Origin of the sequence: Photobacterium sanguinicancri (genome assembly GCF_024346675.1) — a bacterium.
Taxonomy (GTDB): Bacteria; Pseudomonadota; Gammaproteobacteria; order Enterobacterales; family Vibrionaceae; genus Photobacterium; species Photobacterium sanguinicancri.
The window spans coordinates 777,617-796,289 of the sequence record NZ_AP024851.1; the positions used below are offsets into that span (position 1 = coordinate 777,617).

18 protein-coding genes and 1 pseudogene are annotated in these 18,673 nt (G+C 41.6%); 9 read left to right on the top strand and 10 right to left on the bottom strand.

Features of this window, described 5'->3' with window-relative positions:
• Positions 1 to 30 precede the first annotated feature (30 nt).
• Together OCU87_RS20390 and OCU87_RS20395 are read right to left on the bottom strand one after the other, a co-directional pair.
• Positions 31 to 3,354 carry a YdbH domain-containing protein gene (locus OCU87_RS20390; RefSeq protein ID WP_261859249.1) on the bottom strand — a complete coding sequence of 1,108 codons (3,324 nt, stop codon included), beginning with the start codon at positions 3,352 to 3,354 and terminating at the stop codon, positions 31 to 33.
• Positions 3,355 to 3,604: 250 nt separating this feature from the next.
• Positions 3,605 to 3,934, bottom strand: a complete 330-nt coding sequence (locus OCU87_RS20395) for a hypothetical protein (protein ID WP_062689288.1) — start codon at positions 3,932 to 3,934, stop codon at positions 3,605 to 3,607.
• 444 nt (positions 3,935 to 4,378) lie between these two features.
• On the opposite strand from OCU87_RS20395, the gene OCU87_RS20400 reads away from it, so the two are divergent.
• Positions 4,379 to 5,269 carry a LysR family transcriptional regulator gene (locus OCU87_RS20400; RefSeq protein WP_315972499.1) on the top strand — a complete coding sequence of 297 codons (891 nt, stop codon included), beginning with the start codon at positions 4,379 to 4,381 and terminating at the stop codon, positions 5,267 to 5,269.
• 91 nt (positions 5,270 to 5,360) lie between these two features.
• Here the strand turns inward: OCU87_RS20400 and OCU87_RS20405 are convergent, their stop codons facing one another.
• Both OCU87_RS20405 and OCU87_RS20410 read right to left on the bottom strand, forming a co-directional pair.
• Entirely contained in the window at positions 5,361 to 8,102 is a 2,742-nt protein-coding gene (locus OCU87_RS20405) for a bifunctional acetate--CoA ligase family protein/GNAT family N-acetyltransferase (RefSeq protein WP_261859251.1), read from the bottom strand.
• Positions 8,103 to 8,308: 206 nt separating this feature from the next.
• On the bottom strand, positions 8,309 to 8,818 hold the full coding sequence (locus OCU87_RS20410; RefSeq protein WP_261859252.1) for a DUF2301 domain-containing membrane protein: 510 nt from the start codon (positions 8,816 to 8,818) through the stop codon (positions 8,309 to 8,311).
• A gap of 169 nt (positions 8,819 to 8,987) precedes the next feature.
• On the opposite strand from OCU87_RS20410, the gene OCU87_RS20415 reads away from it, so the two are divergent.
• From OCU87_RS20415 to OCU87_RS20430, 4 genes are all read left to right on the top strand, one after another.
• Positions 8,988 to 9,503 (top strand): SPOR domain-containing protein, encoded by a 516-nt coding sequence (locus OCU87_RS20415; RefSeq protein ID WP_062689293.1) that lies wholly within the window; start codon positions 8,988 to 8,990, stop codon positions 9,501 to 9,503.
• 369 nt (positions 9,504 to 9,872) lie between these two features.
• The gene (locus tag OCU87_RS20420; RefSeq protein WP_062689317.1) at positions 9,873 to 10,865 is read left to right on the top strand and encodes a D-alanine--D-alanine ligase; all 993 of its coding nucleotides are present in this window, start codon (positions 9,873 to 9,875) and stop codon (positions 10,863 to 10,865) included.
• Between the two features lie 85 nt (positions 10,866 to 10,950).
• Positions 10,951 to 11,127, top strand: a complete 177-nt coding sequence (locus OCU87_RS20425) for a YhfG family protein (RefSeq protein ID WP_083540852.1) — start codon at positions 10,951 to 10,953, stop codon at positions 11,125 to 11,127.
• Positions 11,117 to 11,755 (top strand): putative adenosine monophosphate-protein transferase Fic, encoded by a 639-nt coding sequence (locus OCU87_RS20430; protein WP_094958494.1) that lies wholly within the window; start codon positions 11,117 to 11,119, stop codon positions 11,753 to 11,755. The genes OCU87_RS20425 and OCU87_RS20430 overlap by 11 nt, the downstream gene beginning before the upstream one ends.
• Before the next feature lie 29 nt (positions 11,756 to 11,784).
• Here the strand turns inward: OCU87_RS20430 and OCU87_RS20435 are convergent, their stop codons facing one another.
• Positions 11,785 to 12,726, bottom strand: a complete 942-nt coding sequence (locus tag OCU87_RS20435) for a tyrosine-type recombinase/integrase (protein WP_261859253.1) — start codon at positions 12,724 to 12,726, stop codon at positions 11,785 to 11,787.
• A gap of 268 nt (positions 12,727 to 12,994) precedes the next feature.
• Here OCU87_RS20435 and OCU87_RS20440 point away from each other — a divergent pair, with 268 nt between their 5' ends.
• A complete protein-coding gene (locus tag OCU87_RS20440) occupies positions 12,995 to 13,363 on the top strand; it encodes a DUF3319 domain-containing protein (protein ID WP_062689297.1) in 369 nt (122 codons plus the stop codon).
• 24 nt (positions 13,364 to 13,387) lie between these two features.
• Here the strand turns inward: OCU87_RS20440 and OCU87_RS20445 are convergent, their stop codons facing one another.
• Both OCU87_RS20445 and OCU87_RS20450 read right to left on the bottom strand, forming a co-directional pair.
• Positions 13,388 to 13,903, bottom strand: a complete 516-nt coding sequence (locus tag OCU87_RS20445) for an ATP-dependent zinc protease family protein (protein ID WP_094958747.1) — start codon at positions 13,901 to 13,903, stop codon at positions 13,388 to 13,390.
• A gap of 118 nt (positions 13,904 to 14,021) precedes the next feature.
• Entirely contained in the window at positions 14,022 to 14,618 is a 597-nt protein-coding gene (locus OCU87_RS20450; protein WP_094958748.1) for an HAD family hydrolase, read from the bottom strand.
• A 120-nt stretch (positions 14,619 to 14,738) separates the two neighbouring features.
• Between OCU87_RS20450 and yciH the strand changes: the two genes are divergently transcribed.
• Positions 14,739 to 15,062, top strand: coding sequence for a stress response translation initiation inhibitor YciH (yciH, locus tag OCU87_RS20455; RefSeq protein ID WP_062689301.1), 324 nt, complete (start codon positions 14,739 to 14,741; stop codon positions 15,060 to 15,062).
• Positions 15,063 to 15,131: 69 nt separating this feature from the next.
• Here yciH and OCU87_RS20460 read toward each other — a convergent pair whose 3' ends face one another.
• Positions 15,132 to 15,509, bottom strand: a complete 378-nt coding sequence (locus OCU87_RS20460; RefSeq protein WP_315972500.1) for a bactofilin family protein — start codon at positions 15,507 to 15,509, stop codon at positions 15,132 to 15,134.
• Positions 15,470 to 16,420: a M23 family metallopeptidase gene (locus OCU87_RS20465; RefSeq protein WP_094958749.1), complete on the bottom strand. Its 951-nt coding sequence runs from the start codon at positions 16,418 to 16,420 to the stop codon at positions 15,470 to 15,472. Before OCU87_RS20465 ends, OCU87_RS20460 begins: the two co-directional genes overlap by 40 nt.
• A gap of 343 nt (positions 16,421 to 16,763) precedes the next feature.
• Here OCU87_RS20465 and OCU87_RS20470 point away from each other — a divergent pair, with 343 nt between their 5' ends.
• A complete protein-coding gene (locus OCU87_RS20470; RefSeq protein ID WP_261859254.1) occupies positions 16,764 to 17,027 on the top strand; it encodes a hypothetical protein in 264 nt (87 codons plus the stop codon).
• Between the two features lie 862 nt (positions 17,028 to 17,889).
• Positions 17,890 to 18,384, top strand: a pseudogene (locus OCU87_RS20475) (phage protein); the annotation flags it as partial.
• Between the two features lie 60 nt (positions 18,385 to 18,444).
• On the opposite strand, the gene OCU87_RS20480 reads toward OCU87_RS20475, so the two are convergent.
• Complete coding sequence (locus OCU87_RS20480; protein ID WP_261859255.1) at positions 18,445 to 18,654, bottom strand: hypothetical protein; 210 nt, start codon at positions 18,652 to 18,654, stop codon at positions 18,445 to 18,447.
• Positions 18,655 to 18,673 lie beyond the last annotated feature (19 nt).

Sequence of the window (18,673 nt, forward strand, 5' to 3'; positions counted from 1 at the left end):
ACAATGTGCGCATAAATTAACCAAAGTGTTCTACTCATTCAAACCAAGCTGCTTTAAAAAAAGACTTTCCAGTTGCGATGAATTTATCGCGTTTATAGTTTTGATTAGCGCTGGAATGTCATCTTGCACGTTCAGATTCAAATGCACGGGTCGTCCATTCTGAAAATTTGGATTAAAACCCTTAAATCGTGAACTTGCGTTTAATTGTCCATCTTTAGAATAGTCTAGATCAATCGCCAGCGAGTGATAGTTATAATTTTTGAGAATCTTCCCAACTACTAATACGCTATTCTCTCCAGCGGCTTCAACATTCTGATCGATAGACGATCCTTCCAGATATCGTAAGATCCCACCGGGAAACCGAGAGTGTAAATGCCCCGACTTAATGGAAGGTGCTCCATCTTCAATTGAAAGTGGAATCACACCATCGACAATCCCCGTGAGTTCGATATCGTCTTGTTCCAGCAATTGTATAAGTAACGCAAGATCGAGGCCATGAACCCTAATATCTTTAGGGGAGACATCCAGCAGACTGTTGCTCGACGCATTATGTACACTGATCTTACCGCCTAATACGTCAGCATGCGCCCGGTGAAGCTGATAACGCTGCTGGTGGGTATCAAACTCTAGGTTCGCGACAATATCCTCAAACAATGCCCCAGCGTGAAATAACCCAGCATGAATGCTGATAGGGTGACGTGACTTTATCCCCTGAGGGGTAATGTCAGCAGTGATTGATGTATTCACATTACCAAACCTAAATCCAGATACCTCGCCAGTGAGCTGGTGGCTAAAGAGCCCTATACGACCATTGAAGTTGTTACCACGTAACGTGAATTGTCCATCATAACTGATGCTGCCATGCGTGAAATCGTAATGAAGCGGAAACTGGGGGAAGTAGTATTTTTTCAGTGTTTTCTTGTTGTTAAATTTAATTATATTACGGTGTAACGTTATGGACGTGTCGTTACTGCCTGGTTTATGGCTGAGTGTGTATTTGGCAAGTGTTGCTTGCTTCCAGTTATCAATATCCCCTTGAAAGCGCCAGTTATTAGGCCGTAAAACGAGCTTGCCAACAGTTGAAAACTTAGGAAAACGTTGACTGTTCTGCTTAAAATGCGTTGCTATATCGTAGTGGCTTGAGAGGTTAAATAGTTGACCTAATGACAAGTCTATCTTGCGTAGGATGAGTTCTGTTTTCGCTTCATATTTTTGCACAGGTAACAGCGAACGTTTGACGGGCTGATTCTGAACAACTGGCTGGCCATTCTGGTCTTTAATTGTTTGTTCAGCAAAGAGGTTAGTATTGAGCGTGGCCGTAGATTTTTCAGGTAGTAATACCCGAATGTTAGCGTCTTCATCTGTTTTACTGATGGTTATAGTGTCAATTTGCACTGCAGTTTGCTGTGCATTTAGCAAATTGAGGTGGCGACCAAGCAGGTTTTGGCCGAGGGTAAGATTTTCAGTATTCAGCGCGAGTTTGCTAAGTATCAAACCATAGGCTTGGGTTGACCATGAAAACTGGTAATGACTCTGTGCCTCTATGCGTTCTAACTTGACACCTTCAAAGGGAAATACTTGGTTTATTTTGGTAGAGATTAAACCACTTAAGTGACATTGTAACTCAGGATTTTGGCATGTTAAGTCATCAATAAGTAACGATATTTTGTCACCCCATTGTGTTGATAGTGCAATAGCTTCTGTTTTATCTTCTAAGCTCATTTTTAATACGCGATTTCGGTAATGTACTTTAAGGTTGAGCTCACCATCGGTATGCAAAGTAATGGTTTCTATATCTGACGGTGTCGGTTGGTCGCTGAGGTGTTTGCCGGGTAAAGCAAATTGATTGAGTTTTACATTAAGCGTTGGAGGAAGTTTAACGGCTAGTTTATAAAAGGCATCGATTAATCGTCTATCGACCACTTGATTATATCGAGTATTAGCAACACGGGAAGCAGTCACAGTGATAGGTGCATTAAGTTCAGCACTAGGAAGGTGTGTAAGTGCGAAGCGGCTCATAATGTCGTGTGTGTTTTTAAAATTAGCTTGGCAGAATAACTTCTGAGGCAATGGGTCGATGAATTCAATATCAGCTTGGCAATCGAGCGTATTGCCTTTGGGGCCTTTAACATGGCCTGTAAAGTTCGCTTCTTTATTATTCTTATGTTTAAGCAATACCTTAAGATCGTAAGGAATGGGCCCCAGAACTTTTCCATCTATTCTAAATCGAGCCTGCCTGTCTTCTTGTTTATCGCGAGTTAGTGGCGTCTTTAATACGACTTTAGCGTCGAGGATAAGATCGCCATACATTAGATGATTCACTTTTAATACGTTCAGAGGAAGCGTCGCAAGGCTCGCAATGGTTTCACCCAAGTGTAGGCCTTGGTGGCTAGCATCACCGCGTTTGATAAACTTTGGCAGTATTTTAGGGTGACCAAGGTGAATGTTTTCTGCCTGCAGCTTTATAGATTGAGAGGGTTGCTGAATATCCATCTCGAAATGGAGCTCAGTGAGCTGTTGCTCTACTTCTGGCGGTAGCATCTCCCATTGCGGTGTTAGCTTATTAATACTAATAGAAAGCGGTGTGGTGTCTTCTTGCCAAGCGATTGAAAAATTCCCTTTGGAAAGCTTAGTCGGGTAAATAGGCGTGTTTTGCGGTGCTTCTGCTGAGCTCGGACGGGATGGCGTGACACTTTTTACCTTGGCTGTTTTGTTTGTCTTGTCACTTGCTGTCGCTAATTGATTCACAATCGCAGGGATAAATAAATTAAGTTGTCCTGATCCAACAATGCCTGAAATCGCTACATTCGGTTTGGTGGCTATAACAAGGTGTATGTCGTTTAACTGTTGGGTTTGAATCTGAGGCTGAGCGAAAGGGAGATCTATCTGGACGTTAATGGAATCTGAGCTGGCGCTAAACACATAGGGATTAGAAAGATCTGTAAAATTCAACGCGGTGTTACGCAATAAAAAGTAGGGGAAGTCATACCCTATTTTTGTTAAGTACGTTTTCGCTTCTGTCGGCAAGCTTATTCTTGTGGTGTCTGCTGAAATTCGCCATGACGATGCTGAGATCGCGCTTTGATCATCAAAGTATTTATCGATGGTGAGTTGATGAGTACTGATCTTTGTTCCGCTAATTTCGACTGCAACATGATCGATTTTGATCTGTGGGTATAAGCTGATACCTGAAATCGCATTGATGATGATCCCTTTACTGGCTAGCCACATCGGTGTCGCGATCGCGATCATCAAAATAGCGCAGCATAAAACAAAGAGCAGCCTACGAATAAAGCGAAAGCGCTTAATCGGTTTTTGTGTTCGATCTGCTGTTTGTTCTACCTCATCGTTCACACGTATGCTCTTCATAACTTAGTGGTAATTAAAGCATATAGCTATTTATTGCTCACGGCAGAATAAAAGAAGAGATAAGGTAAGAAATGGGCAAAAGGAAAGTAGGAATAAAAAAATTCTCACCGCAGGCATTAGACAGGACAAGCGCCATTGGTGAGAGATTCCATGTTGTAGACAATGTTTCTTATTATTAGAATTCAAAAACGGCAGTGCCGTAAAAATAGTGACAGTAGTACAAGTTTATCGCGCGTTAACCTGCAAGAGCAGGTTCACAGAGAATGCGCTCAATAGGTGTAATTTTTTCTGTTTTAGCGTTTATATGCAAAAGAGAATCTTGAATTGCTTGCTTAGTGGCTAAATCATCATGTAATGCTATTGCATGTAAAGCATGGTTTAAAAGCTGCTCCATAGTCTCGACATGATGCTTTGCGCATTCAAGCTGTGAATACTGCAACTTGAAGTACTCTTCTAGCTCAGGGTTTGGTATTAGATAAGGGTTTGAGTGCGACTTATCTTGAAGATCGATCGTTTGCTTACATTGTTCGATAACGTGAATAAGATCGTTCGGAGAGTGTTCCATGAAAATCCTTATCGTGAGTGCCTTTGCCAAAAAACGCTTTTTTAATTTCAAAGCATTTCATTCGTCAATTCATCCATGTGATTGATGTAGCTACTTTATATTAGATTCATCATACAAAACTTAACATAGATCAACTAATTGAATATTCTTTTATTTTGAATATTTAAGCGGTTTTAGTGGGAAATAAATGCTTTGTTTTACAAGGTTCTAGTAGTAACAAGAAAGCTAAAAATGACATTAGGTTGATATTATTCTGCTCGTTATTTTATTCGGATTTATGCGTAAATTATCTTGGTGGTTAAAAATATCTCGGGGATATATAAATATTAGTGACTAGTTAGTCATTATTTTTGCATGTTGCAGGCTAAGCCCCTATAGGGGAATCAATAAAATAGGGGTATGATAGTCCATTCGGTGCTTTGCTATGATAAACAGGGAGTTGTAGTGAATAAATTATTGTCATTTGAGGCTTTGTTGGTATTAGATGCCATAGATCGACGTGGAAGTTTCGCTGCTGCGTCCGAAGAATTGGGTCGAGCGCCTTCATCTTTAAGCTATCAAGTCCAAAAACTAGAACAAGATTTAGACCTTGTTATCTTCGATCGCTCTGGCCATCGCGCAGTATTTACTAAAGCGGGGAGGTTGTTGCTAGAGCGCGGACGATTATTACTCCAAGCTGCAGATGAGATGGTAGCGGATGCGAGTGCTCTGGCACATGGTTGGGAACTTGATATTACTATTTCGTACGATGGGCTTCTTTCTTTTGAAGAGATGCTTCCCTTGGTGGATGGTTTAGCCAAAAAGAGTAAGACACGCCTTCGTTTTCAAGAAGAAATTCTGGCGGGCTGTTGGGAAGCGCTTGCGCAAGATAGGGCTGATTTAGTGATAGCACCAGCACCGACAGTTGCACCGCCTGAGGTGAAAATTGAACCGCTCGGTAAACAACTGGGATTCTGGGTTGCTCACCCCGAGCATCCAATATTGCAGCATGATGATCCACTGGACCCACTCGTGCGTCTTCAATATCGCGTGATAGCAGTAGCAGATACTGCCCGTAATATGCCGCCTCTTTCTCACAATATTTTAGATGATCAACCATTACTCACGGTTAGCACCATGCACGACAAGTTGGTAGCCTTAAAAGCGGGTGTTGGTATTGGCACCCTTTCGTCGCATTATGCCAAAGAGGCCATTGCTCGCGGCGAGTTAGTGATGATTAAAGAAGAGCAAGCGCATAAGCTTGATATTGTTTTAGCCTGGAATCGAAATACGATGGGGAAAGCGAAATCATGGTGTATTCAGCAGCTCAAAAAGCAATGGCAAGTAAAGCCGTGAATAAGATGTGATACACGGATACAAGATTGTTTGAGTGTGCCTCTCACCAAAATAAGTGAGAGGCTTTAAGCCTGATTTATACTAACAACAACTAGCTGTTATCGCTTGGCTGCAGTAAAAGCAGCATTTCTACAATGCCATCGGCCATTTGAATATCAACATGGAAGCCCACTTTTTGCGCTAGCATGATCATGCCTCGGTTGGAGGGCATCGTCATTCCAGTTAACCGCTGTAAGCCTCGTTTATGGCAATAATCGATGATTTTTTCCATTAAAATTCGGCCTAAACCAAGACCTTTCAAATCGGAACGTACCAAAATGGCAAATTCTGCCTCTTCGTTATAAGGGTCCGATAATGCGCGCGTGACACCGATAATCACTTCTTCTTCGCTGCCATCTTCATTTACCTGATTCGTGGTTGCAACAAATGCCATCTCGCGGTCGTAATCAATTTGAGTAAAGTTTGCTAGCGCCTCATGGTTGAATTCACCAACGTCGGAGAAAAATCGGCGATATAAATCATCCACAGAGACTTTCGATACAAATTCGGCGTGCTTGGGTTCATCTTCTGGCAGGATTGGGCGCAGTAAAATAGATCGTCCATCTTTTAGGCTAACGCTTTGTTCGTGTTCTTTCGGGTAGGGACGAATAGCCAGTCGTGCTTGTTTGTCTCCGCTAAATGGTTTTATTTCCATCGAGGCATCGATCACTGTGAGTTCATTACCAGAAACCAATAGCGGGTGAATATCTAGTGCGGCTATTTCAGGACAATCAATAATAAGCTGAGAAATTTGCACCAGTAACTGGCACAGTGCGGGAATATCGAGTTGTTCGGGTTGTCGACGTTGGCGGATTTTCCCTGTTTTAATGGCATTAATAACCATATAGCGAGCAAGTGCCATATTTAAAGGGGGAATGGCAACAGCGGCGTCTTTATGAATATCCCATTCAACCGCATCTTCGCCCAACAAAATCACAGGGCCAAAAATAGCATCATGATGAACGGCAATACGCAGTTCCTGTGCACCTGCACGGTTTGCCATCTGTTGTACTAATAAACCATCAATACGTGCACTTGGGTAGTTTAAAGATACGCGGTCAAGAATTGCTTGTGCGCCATTAGCAACTTCTGCTGCATCTCTTAGGTGTAGCATTACGCCATGAATTTCTGACTTATGGCGAATGTCGGGTGAGCGAAGCTTAACAGCAACGGGGTAACCAATTTGCTCTGCGATGTGAGCGGCTTCTGCTGGATCATTGGCAATCCAAGTTGGCAGTGTATTAAAGCCATAGCTTTCAAGTAATGGCCTCACATCGTGAGTTTCCATTTGATATATGTTTTGTGCCAATAGCTCTTTGATCATGGCATTGACCAGCTTAGGGCTGGATTTGGTTTCACCAAAAGAAACCGGGGTCTCTATCAGCTGTTTCTGGTTACGACGGTACTCCACTAAATGCATGAAAGCAGAAACGGCACTTTCAGGTGTCCGATAGGCGGGGTAACCGGCATCGGCAAAAACTTGTCTTGCGCTTATGGCTTCATTTTCGCCAGCCCAATTGGTTAACACGTTGAATTTTCGAGTTCGTGGGTGGGATTGTAATAAGTGTACTAAGCGTTTTGCGGTTTCGTTGCCATCTGCGATTGCAGATGGCGAATGCATTATCAGCAGCGCGTCGAAATCATCTGAATCTAACAGTATTCTTACCGCTTTCTCATAGCGTGTAATATCGGCATCACCAATGATGTCGATTGGGTTTGAATGCGACCAGCACGAGGGCAAAATATCAGAGAGCTGATTAATGGTGTCTTCACTTAATGATGCAAGCTTACCCCCTCTATCTGATAACGCATCGACAGCCATTATTGCAGGGCCACCACCATTCGTTAGTATCGCCAATCGCTCGCCACGCAGCGGTACTGAATGCGCCAGTGTTTCTACAGCGGCAAATAACTCATGGGTATTGTGAACGCGGAGCATACCTGAACGGCGGATAGCCGCATCATAAACAGCATCAAGCCCTGCATCGCCACCAGTGTGGATTTGTGCAGCCATGCTGCCAGCCTGAGTTCGTCCACTTTTGACCACCAGAATACGGCGATTCCGAGCTGCTGCACGCGCGGCAGACATAAACCGACGAGCGTCCTTTACTGAATCGACATACAACAAAATTGCTTCGGTTTTGCTATCGCGGCATAGCGTATCAAGCAGTTCAGCAAAGTTGATGTCACAGGCATCGCCGAGCGACAAAAACGTGGAAAATCCAATTTTCTTGTTTTTTGCCCAATCTAAGATCGTGGTACATACCGCCGCCGATTGAGAGATAAAGGCAATGTTCCCTTTATTCGCGGAGATTGGGGAGAAAGACGCGTTAAGATTAAGCCAAGGTAAAATCAATCCCATACTATTAGGGCCGACAATTCGCATACCGTAGCGTTGCGCCATCGTAAACATCCGTGATTCTTCGGATTCTATTACCTCTGCTTCTCCCGCGTTTGGTTTGGTTGTTGAGTAACTGGGTAGGCTGTTCATACCTGCCGCTAATACAACCGCGACTTTGACGCCTTTTTTACCGAGTTCCTCAATAATGGCTACGTTACGATGGGCGTTAGTACAAACAACCGCAAGATCTGGCGTTCGGGGAAGACTTTGAATAGTAGGATAGGCCAATACACCCGCGACAGCATCGTACTTTGGGGTGACGGGCATTATAGGGCCATGAAAGCGACCCGATAATAAGTTACGAATAACAACATTACCCGCACGTTGAGGGTTGTCAGAAGCACCAATTACTGCAATGGATTTAGGCTTAAGTAACTTATCGAGTCCGTTCATTATTTACTCCGCATCTTCTTATCTTTTACCAATCCTTCAGAGAGGTATAACTGATATTAGCGGATATAACGGGGAGTTTCTGGCTGATAGCTATGGGGTGTGATCACACGCGGCATTGCCAAATATATAAGGGGAAATTGCTGCCTAATCTTAACGTGAATAGTACAGCATCCATGCTGCACTTTGTTTTACGGTGAGTACAGTAACTAGACTTGGTAGCGGCTTTTATCGCCGATATCAAAATGCAGCGGCATACGCCATTTCGCAGCAGCCGCAACCGCCAGTAAAATAGCACCAGCCATACTGAATAAAATACTGATTTGCTGTTGATCAAAGACAAAACAAAACCAGAACCCGGCTAATACTAAGGGGGTTGCAAGCAGCACTTTCACCTGGAAACAAAAGTACTCTTTCACAGCCAATGCACTGAATGCAAAAAGAGCGGCACCTAATGCGAGCGGTTGCCATAATCCAGCTAAAAGCAAAATAGCGGCAAACAGACCACTGCCTTGAATTAACCAACGAAAACGTTTGTCGTAAATATGAACAGTGGATGAAGCAATTAATGCGGCTGCGACAAGAACGGTTGTTGCCGTTTCTGTTTCCCATGCAATTATTGATAGTGTCGCTGCAGCCACGGTTAATGATAAACGATAAAGAATGACGGTAATAATATCGATAATGTCTAACTGACTTTTGATATGTGGATCTGCCATTTAGCACTCCAAAGAAAAATTATTGAGAGAAATGAATATAACGAGGGAATTCTACTACTAAATGCTGTGACAGAGGGCAGATAGTTATTGATCTTGCATAACGTTTTGCTTGATTGGTATAAGAACTAGCGTCAGAATAATTGCAGAAATTTTCAGTGGTAGGATAACAATGAAAAAAATCGCCGTTTTAGCCGTAGCAACGGCACTTGTCGGGTGTGCGTCAAATACAGATTCATTAGAGATTGTCAGTTCAACTTCTCAGGAAGTGTATTCAGCAGAACAGATTGCAGCAATGCAAGCAGAGAACACAGCGCAAAACGTCACGACAACGGAAGTCAGTAACGAAACACAGCAAGTGCAGCCACAAACAGAAACTAAGCCAACATACGAATATGTCGAAGCAGCAAAAGATGGCTATACCATTCAAGTGTTAGCGCTAAGCCATAACCAAGGCTTTACGACTTACTTGAATAAGCTACCGTCGAATCAGCCTGTTTGGACTAACAAGAAAATGTTAGATGGCCTGCCTTGGTACACATTGTTGTTTGGTCAGTACGAAACGCGCGAACAAGCGAAGCGTGCTTTGAATGCATTGCCACAAGACGTAAAAACATATGGCCCATTCATTCGCAAAATTGATGACATTAAAGCATCACCAAGTCCAAAGCTGACTAAGCTAAATTAATCATTCTGGTTAGTCACCCAAAAGGTACTTTTAAAAGAGAGCGCTTAGCGCTCTTTTTGGTTTATTGGGCAAGTAAATTTCACGTAGTTGTGGTCGACTCACTTGCTCTGAAAGCTCTTATGATCCGCTGTGTCTCGCGTTTATTACAGTTAAATGAAGACTTTTTAATCAGTTAATCGGGAAGGTTTATGATTTCTGATGGTTTTTACACGTAACCCGACAGAGATACTGCCATCAGTAGGTATTTTTGATTACTATTGGGTAATAAACGGGGTTGGCGTCTCTCTACATTGTATTCTTACGCCAAGCCAGATGATGATTAATGTTGGTGAACACAGAGTTACCAATGAAGTACCACAAGGGACGATAATGAGCGCTATCCACGTTTTACTGCTGTGCGGCGGTGGTTCTGCTGAACACGAAGTATCAATTATTTCTGCTAATTACATAGAGCAAACGCTAAAGCAGATAGATGGTATCAACTACTCACGTGTTGAGATGAAGACAGACGGTTGGTTTTTAGAGGATGGCACATCATGTCAGCTAAATCTTGATCGTACGCTTCAAATTGGTGACGAAAAGCAAGCGATTGATTATGTCGTACCTTGTGTACACGGTTTCCCTGGTGAAACGGGCGATCTGCAATCATTCCTTGATATGGCTAAACTGCCGTACCTAGGCTGTGGTGCTGAAGCAAGCACCAATTGTTTTAATAAAATCACCACTAAGCTATGGTTTGATGCGTTAGATATTCCGAACACACCGTATTTATTCCTAAGTGAAAACAGTGCAGAAGATCACGAAAATGCGAAGGCTGCATTAGTGAAGTGGGGCAAGGTTTTTGTTAAAGCAGCTTGTCAAGGATCCTCCGTTGGCTGTTACAGTGTAACGAATGAGTCAGAGTTGAAAGATGCGGTCAACAACGCATTTACCTATTCAGACCAAGTCTTGATCGAGAAAACAATCAAACCTCGTGAGTTAGAAATTGCAGCTTTTGAATATGAAGGCGAATTGATTATTACCAAACCCGGTGAGGTCGCAGCCCCTGAAGATGGTTTTTATTCTTACGATGAAAAATACGGTGCTGGCAGTCACTCTAAGACAACAGTTGAAGCTGACAATCTAACTGAAAAACAAATTGAAGATATTTGTACCTTCGCGCGTAAAGCTTTTGTACAAATGAAGCTAAAGGATTTATCTCGTATCGATTTCTTCCTTAGCGATGAAGGTGAGATTTTACTAAATGAAATCAACACATTCCCAGGTATGACTCCGATTTCGATGTTCCCGAAAATGCTTGAGCATAGTGGAAAAACGTTCATTGGCTTCCTTGAGCAAGCCATTAAACGAGCGGTTAGATAATCGCAAAGATGCTAAAACGCCAGTGAATCACTGGCGTTTTTATTGATAGCTGTAATAATTCCAATAGGTGCATAGAGGTATCGCTATGCGAGATGAAGAGCAAAAACGATTACGCTTTAAGCAGTTACAGGCTCGAAATTATCGAGCAAGCTTACAATTGGAAGGCTTTGAAATTGGCTTACCCGATCAACAACAGGCTGATGCAAAAGCTTTAGATGAAAATGAAAAAATTCAACGCTTAAGAAAAGAGTATGCGAGATAAATATGGTGTCACTCACGACCCTGACTGTTATCCACATTCATCAGTCTTAATCAATAAGCTTGATATTACTGATGACGATCAGCTTGCGTTAGCAGAGCGTGATTTTACTCGCGTGCGAGCAGAACATTTTGAGCCTGATTTTTCACATCTAGATTTCAACTACCTCCTTCAAATTCACTACATACTATTCCAAGACTTGTACCAATGGGCAGGTCAAACACGACATGTCGATATAACAAAAGGTGAAACCCGTTTTTGCCATTTTATGAATATTGAGCGTGAAGCGTTGCGGTTGTTTGATGATCTTGCAAAAGAAAAGTGTCTAATCGATTTACCACTCAGCGAATTTATTGAACGCTGTGCTCACTATTACTGTGAGTTGAATGTTGTTCATCCCTTTAGAGAGGGAAATGGACGTGTTCAGCGTATCTTTTTTGAAATTCTTGCGATTAACGCAGGTTACGAAATTTGCTGGGAAGGTATTACATTGACGGAATGGGTAGATGCCAACATTGCAGGGTATTTCGGTAACTTAATGCCTTTAATTACCTTATTCCAGCAAATTACAGTGCCAATTAATTACACCAATGGCTATAGTGAACACTGGAATGATAGCCCCATAGAATAAGCTCTGTAATCTGATGGGGCTTGCGAGTGTTAGTCGTTATCCCATGGGGTATCTTTCTTGAATTTCTCCATTTCTTTATCTCGCTTACTATTTTGACCTATGTATTGTGCTGGCATAGCAGGGCTTTTCCAGCGACCTTGTGATTGTATCTCACTCAGTGTTGCACCATCGCTTGCGAGATCTTGTGCTGCACCAACACGAGGTGATTGCCCTGAGAAAATCACTTTACTTGATACCCCTAATTCATCACCTGCACGACGAAATACGCGATAGATAGAGGAGTGGTCTAACGGCATCTCCCCGATATTTCCATGGCGATCAATGCGTCGGAATATGTAGCCATCAGTCACTAAGCCTTCCGTTAGCCATTGGGTGAGAACTGCTGATGTTCGTTCACTTAGTGGAATTGTTTTTTTCTCTAATTGAAGGGATGTATTGCCTGCTTCGTCAATAATTATGTCTTCCACACACAGGCTACTTAATTCACTGCGCTTAAGTAATCCCTCAAATGCAACAGCCCAAATAGCTAGATCGCGAATATCTTTGATATTGACTGATGATTCAAATGCTAAAAAAAGGCGATAGAGATGATCGGCATGCAAACCTTCAGCTTGCTTACTATCATCTTGTTTTTCTTCATGATGTCGCTGCATAAGCAGTCTTATTTGGGTGTGTGAACATGGATCGGTTAACGCTAGGGTACGATGCACCAATCGGATAGTAATAATATAGCGCTTTAAACTTGAAAGCTTACGTGTCAGAGCCATATGATCGATAAAGCGTTCTATGGTCTGTACTTTAGCTGGGAGTGGTGAAGCATGAATACTTTGACAATAATAAACAAATGCATTCCAGTCGGTATTGAACGCAACAAGAGTTCGTTCGGCATACCGTTTCCCCGTGATGGCTTTCCAGTGAGCGTTATCTGTCACTTCTTTAGAGAAGGTTGTTACGTATTCTTTTGTATTCATTTGAATCAGACACCTAACGCACTATAACTTTATATAGTGTATGCTATTTATACATTTAGTCCACACAAACATTAATACCGTCAAAAAACTCTAACTAAGTGCCCATTTAAGCGTCAGAATGCTGTACACGAATGTAGGATAGTGCTTCAATTACGTTAGCTTTACTGTTGTATAAAAGCATTTATATATTAAATTTATTGCATAATGTGTAATCTGCGCTTATCAATAGCGTACTTTGATGATTAGTTGATCATGTGGAAGAGTCTCTATGAAAAAACGGCTGTTATACCGTGGTTATCATCTAGAAAATGCATCTGGCGAACTAGATGATTGGAAGGTAAATATCAACGGTAAAATACTCGCAGGTAAAGTCACGTTAGTGAAGAAGAGTATTGATTGGTGGTGTGATATGAAAACGCTTATGTCTCCCGCTAGTTTTGCTACGCAAGAAACATCGCAACGTAATCCCAACCAAAAAACAGAAGACTATAAAGGGTTTAAGTTGATGAACGACAGCGGTAAACCTAATGAATGGTATGTTTTTTTACGTGGGCAATTATTAAAAGGTTCACCAATAGCGATTAAAAAGCATCTCGATATGGTTTTAGCGAAGCTTGCTGCACAGCAGAAAAAATAAACGCCCTAGTGGGCGTTTTTTCAGTTAATCGTCATCATCTGACTTTTCAACATCTACAAGGTAGTTACCTTCTAGCCAGTTTCGGCCAATCAGTAGTTTATAGTCAAGTTTGCTTCTATCGCGAAGATTAACGGCAACCGTTTTATGTTCACCGTTCCATCCTAAATCCATTTTAACTGCGTAGCGTCTTTCAACACCTTGTGCGTTACGTATCTTGCTCACTTTTACAATTTTACCTTTATAACGCGCTTTTTCACCTTGCTCGTTAAAGGTTGTAAACTCAACTGTTTCACCTAAGTGATCGCGCATGTCATCACTGTCGCTGTCTTTTCCTGAAACCTTTATATCAACAGCATGGATAGATGTCGTTTTCGCACCGGTATCAATACGCGCTTTATAGTCTAGATCGAGCTCATGGATCAGAATGGTTTCTACTTCACCGACAATAGACTTGCCATCTTGAGTTTTAGCAAGAGCAATAGAGGGGATGGCAGTACATATTGCCGCTAAGACAATCGCTGGTAGTCCGAATTTTTTCACAGAATCTCCTGATTATTAGTTATTGTTTTGTTATTTAACAAATATAGCCAATTGAGCAGTATTTACAGGGTTAGTATCACTATTCTTAATCAATCGACCTGAATATGCCATTAACCAGTTAAAGTTTGTCCATAATTTGACGTACACAAGCTTCATTCGGCACAAACTGAACAGATTCAAAACCTAACTCACTTGCCGTGATGATATTTTGAGCATTATCATCAATAAACAAACACTCTTCGGGTTTTAGTTGATAACGCTGGCAAAGCAATTCAAATATTTCAGGTTCTGGTTTGATCAAAAGCTCATTTGCCGAGACAATCCCACCTTTAAACTCACCAATAAAAGGGTGATTATCATTCAGTGTCTCAAAAAAAGCATTGCTCATATTTGTGAGATAATAAAGCGGATAGTTCAATGCTAACAAGTGTTCAACTAAGTTTGCTGAAATATTGATAAGCGTCAGATGATTTTGAACATGCACGAAAAAATCTTCCATCCTAGATTCAGGAAAACCAACGCGAGCAGAGAACTTAGGGATAACTTCTGCAAGTAACATGGTCCCACGATCTAACGATAACCAATCAGAATGACCAAGCACATTACTGAGCAGCAGTTCTTGCTCATATTCTGATGAGGTAAATTCAGCCACAATATTGCTCGGATTCCACTCAAACAGCACTGCACCAAAGTCAAAAACTACATTCCGAATCATAAGGGTTTCCGATCGACTGTCATTTATTGATAATATGACCCATCAACGATTGTGCAAGTGAGATTAGCGAAGTTAATACTGAACTCACAAAACCCAGTAAATTCATGAGATTCTTACATAATGAGTGATAACAGCCGATTAGTGTTTTCGACCGAAACAGGCCGCATTAAAGAAGAGAAAGAAAAACCATCTCGACCTCAGGGTGATGGTATTGTCAGAATCCAGCGTCAAACCAAAGGCCGTAAAGGTAAAGGTGTATGCATTGTTACTGGTTTAGACATGGAAGACCCACAATTAAAACTGCTAGCGGCTGAACTTAAAAAAGTGTGTGGCTGTGGTGGTGCTGTTAAAGATGGTACTATCGAAATTCAAGGTGATAAACGTGACGTTATTAAAGCCGCGTTAGAAAAAAAAGGCCATACAGTCAAATTAGCTGGCGGCTAATTTTAGCGGGCTATATCCCAAAAGCTCACAAACAAGTGAGCTTTCTTATACCACACAAAGATAGAGAACTTACTCGTTCACCGCTTTCGGTTCTGAGTTCATTTTCTTTGCTGACGCTTTGTCTTTCGGTTCTAACGTTATAACCTGCTCTTTTTCTGCAGGGTAGGTACTGCCTAAGAAGCAGCCACCACGCTCTATGCTGAGGTCATCGCAGTAGATCGTACCTGTCACTTTTCCTTTATCTAGGATTTCAATAGCATTGGCGTAACAAGTACCTTCAACCAGACCGTTAACTATAATCTTATCCGCGTAAATCTCACCCTTTAAACGCCCAGAGTTACTAACTACTAAGGTTTTTTCCAAACGCAATTTACCTTCAATAATGCCATCAACTTGAATATCACAAGCTAACTGGAGCTCGCCTGTAATGTTACAGCCTTTTGCGATGACAGTTGTAGTTGCGTGCTGACTTGTTGTTCCACCTTTTTTATTAAAGATACCCATTTTATTTTTCTCTCTTTCTCGAAAATATGTTCAAAATTGTTCATGCCCCAATCGACAAATGGGCGAGGGTTCAGTGGTCTACCTATAAATCGGATCTCATAATGTAAATGAGGGCCCGATGACAACCCAGAATTACCGGAGTAACCAATCAACTCTCCCTTATCAACAAAGTTTCCGCTGCGAACAGCAAACTTCTTAAGGTGCGAGTAAGATGAGGTAATACCAAATGAGTGTTGAAGCCGAATGAAATTACCTGAACCTTTATTACTAGGACGAACCGTTTCCACAACACCATCTGCTGGCGCATAAATCGGCGTTCCAATATTTACCGCGAAATCCAAACCAGCATGTAATCGTACTTTTCCTGTGACTGGATGTTTTCGCTTGCCATACTGCGATGATTGACGAGCATTTTTCACCGGCGCACCATTGGGTAAGCTATCTAATATGGCGATTCTGACCGCTGAGTTAATCGCTGCAACATCAAGCCGAGATTCAATCGGCGCTTGGGCATCAACATCTACACCAAGCAAATTTTCCAGTTCACCCAAACGGTCTGACACTAAAGAAAGCTTGGATTCTCTTTCACCTAGATCACTCTCAAGTTCATCCTTGAGTTGATTAAGCACATCCACTTCTTCATTTAACGTATAGGAACGTTTTTCTAATTCTTCTTGCTTCTCCTTAGCAAAATCGACTTCGTTTACGAGGAAGAAGATTGAACCAATGGTGAGTAATGATGCAGCTACTGCTGTTACCACTGCATAACGAACCCTTTTTTGCGCCTTCATCCCCAGGTGAAAGTGCTTGGATCCGTTGATTGTGGACACCGAAATAATGATTCGTTCCTTCATGGGAATCCATTTTCTTTGAAACTCTTTATAGAAAAGCGACCACTTCACCATAGGACTTAAGAAAATCGTCAGGCTTCTGTTTTATTTTGGAAAATCCTGCCATTGATTAATATCTGATCTAATTAAGTTTCACCGAAATAGAAGTCCGTAATACTTTGGTATTAATGTGATGATCAGTGACTCTTCTTTTTTATATTGAATTCAGGTGTAATCATTCACCCGAATAAATCATGGACGATGCACAAAACAAAGCCTCTCTATAGCAATAATTAATAATGAGATAGGTGGTAGTGGAATAGGAGAGTTAACAACAGCTGTAACTTGAACCTAAAGGTAAGTAATTATGACGACCATAAAGCATTTAAAATTAGTAACCGTTGGTTCTTTTGTCGTTATTATTAATTCTTTACTCGCATCTAATGCGATTGCCCAAGGGAGTGAATTTTCTCCCTATGTAGATAGCGAAGGTAAGATCAGCTTTCCGAGTGATTTTAGAACGTCTATGGTGCACTTAGGATCTTGGTTCGTACCTGATGGTGATGCGAGTGGTTTTCACGATGTGTATACCGAGAAGTCATCCGTTGAAGCATTTCGTAAAACTGGATAATTTCCTGATGGTGCAACGCTGGTCAAGGAGTTGAGAGCATCAAAGAAAGGAAATTACAGTACCGGGCAAGATGTGAGTCATTCAACCCAGCAAAACAAAGCGATTGGATATATACCGAAGCTTATCCGATTCTCATGGAACCCAATTAATCCTTTTCTAATCAGGGTTAAGCTTAATGTCTTTAAGCCGTTATCCTGCGCCTAACAATGAAGACCATTGGGTACCAATAAATATAGCTGTCACCGCACAGCTAGCATGATAGACCTAACTCATGAACTCTCGGCAAGCAATTGACTCAGCTGTCTTACTTGCCATTTTTAATCGTGTGCTGTGTGACATCTACAACAGCAGCGAAGCAATGTGATTGCAGATCTAGATCTCTGTAGCTATTGGTAATGAGTACCGAACTTGAAGGACAAGGCAAACTGACCATTTGCAGCTGTACCTTAAAGTAAGGTGTTAATTACCTATTTTATGGTAAATACGCAATACGGTTAAATAGCACGCACCAAACACAGCCACACCAAAATAAAACATAGTAGAAGAGGTCTGTGACCAAAGCGCTACATAGATAGATAGATACCTATACACAAACCTTATTTAACATAACTTACATAATGCGCACTGAGTGGTATTTTTTTAACATACCTGAATGCATTCCTAGTTAATGCCAAAACCTATGATTTCAATACGTCGAAATCCCTTTAAGCAACTATTTATATAACTTCCTTGTGGTTTTATCACTTAGTTGCTGTGGTTATCTTGCCTGTGCTTGATAAGTTTATACTAGAGTTTGAATCTGAACTTGTTAACACCACATGCTTTATCAATCGAAAAATAAAATCAAACTTAGATGTTTTAGCGTTGTTTCGATGATCGTACCCAAGGCGCGGTCTGGTTTCATGTTCAGCCCGTCACCGTAAAACGTTGGTTATCTGGCTGGATAGACGTTAATCCGATGGCTGAAAAACTGCTGTTGATTCGGGTTCGTGGCTATTTGCCCATCTAGTATTTTAGATATTCGACTCGCTGGACGGGATTTCGGATTAATGAGGAACGCTGTGTGATTATCACGCCCGAAGGTCGAATGTTCAGCCCCAAAGAGCTGGATTCTGTCGCGTTACGGTTTGATGAGTATCATCAGTTAAAACGCATGTACGAGCTGGACTATATTCCTGTGCGTTCCAATGTGGTCACGCCATTACCGTTCCGTGGTGGCCGTCGTATCAAACAGCCACAAAGTGACACGGTAACCAAAGAGAAAAAAGATGTATCGCGATGTAGCCCAGAAAAGAATGTGACAACTTCCCTAGCCTTTAGATATGAAAAAGCCCGCGAACTGCGGGCTCTGCCATAACATGCAGTTAAAACTCAAAACTGTCTTATAAAGATTAGTGCAAAGCTAATTATTGTTGAACTAAGCTTTCTTATTCTTTTTTCTCAAAAAATTATCTAACTCAAATCTTTTTCTCTCCCAAAAATCAAGCCTAAATCTAGCTTGATTGGATTTAGTCGGTGAGACTAGCTTTAACTCTAATAATAAAGTTTCAATTGTAGAATCAATACGATTGGATTCTTTAGATAGTTCTTCTTGAGTCAATTTTCCTAGTTCGTCTGTTTTATTCATAACTCCCTCAAGTACAGGC

Coding starts and splice junctions, on each gene's coding strand:
- OCU87_RS20395 (WP_062689288.1), bottom strand. CDS start 3,934: ATGGAACACTCTCCGAACGATCTTATTCACGTTATCGAACAATGTAAG.
- OCU87_RS20405 (WP_261859251.1), bottom strand. CDS start 8,102: ATGAACGGACTCGATAAGTTACTTAAGCCTAAATCCATTGCAGTAATT.
- OCU87_RS20410 (WP_261859252.1), bottom strand. CDS start 8,818: ATGGCAGATCCACATATCAAAAGTCAGTTAGACATTATCGATATTATT.
- OCU87_RS20415 (WP_062689293.1), top strand. CDS start 8,988: ATGAAAAAAATCGCCGTTTTAGCCGTAGCAACGGCACTTGTCGGGTGT.
- OCU87_RS20420 (WP_062689317.1), top strand. CDS start 9,873: ATGAGCGCTATCCACGTTTTACTGCTGTGCGGCGGTGGTTCTGCTGAA.
- OCU87_RS20425 (WP_083540852.1), top strand. CDS start 10,951: ATGCGAGATGAAGAGCAAAAACGATTACGCTTTAAGCAGTTACAGGCT.
- OCU87_RS20430 (WP_094958494.1), top strand. CDS start 11,117: ATGCGAGATAAATATGGTGTCACTCACGACCCTGACTGTTATCCACAT.
- OCU87_RS20435 (WP_261859253.1), bottom strand. CDS start 12,726: ATGAATACAAAAGAATACGTAACAACCTTCTCTAAAGAAGTGACAGAT.
- OCU87_RS20440 (WP_062689297.1), top strand. CDS start 12,995: ATGAAAAAACGGCTGTTATACCGTGGTTATCATCTAGAAAATGCATCT.
- OCU87_RS20450 (WP_094958748.1), bottom strand. CDS start 14,618: ATGATTCGGAATGTAGTTTTTGACTTTGGTGCAGTGCTGTTTGAGTGG.
- yciH (WP_062689301.1), top strand. CDS start 14,739: ATGAGTGATAACAGCCGATTAGTGTTTTCGACCGAAACAGGCCGCATT.
- OCU87_RS20465 (WP_094958749.1), bottom strand. CDS start 16,420: ATGAAGGAACGAATCATTATTTCGGTGTCCACAATCAACGGATCCAAG.
- OCU87_RS20470 (WP_261859254.1), top strand. CDS start 16,764: ATGACGACCATAAAGCATTTAAAATTAGTAACCGTTGGTTCTTTTGTC.
- OCU87_RS20480 (WP_261859255.1), bottom strand. CDS start 18,654: ATGAATAAAACAGACGAACTAGGAAAATTGACTCAAGAAGAACTATCT.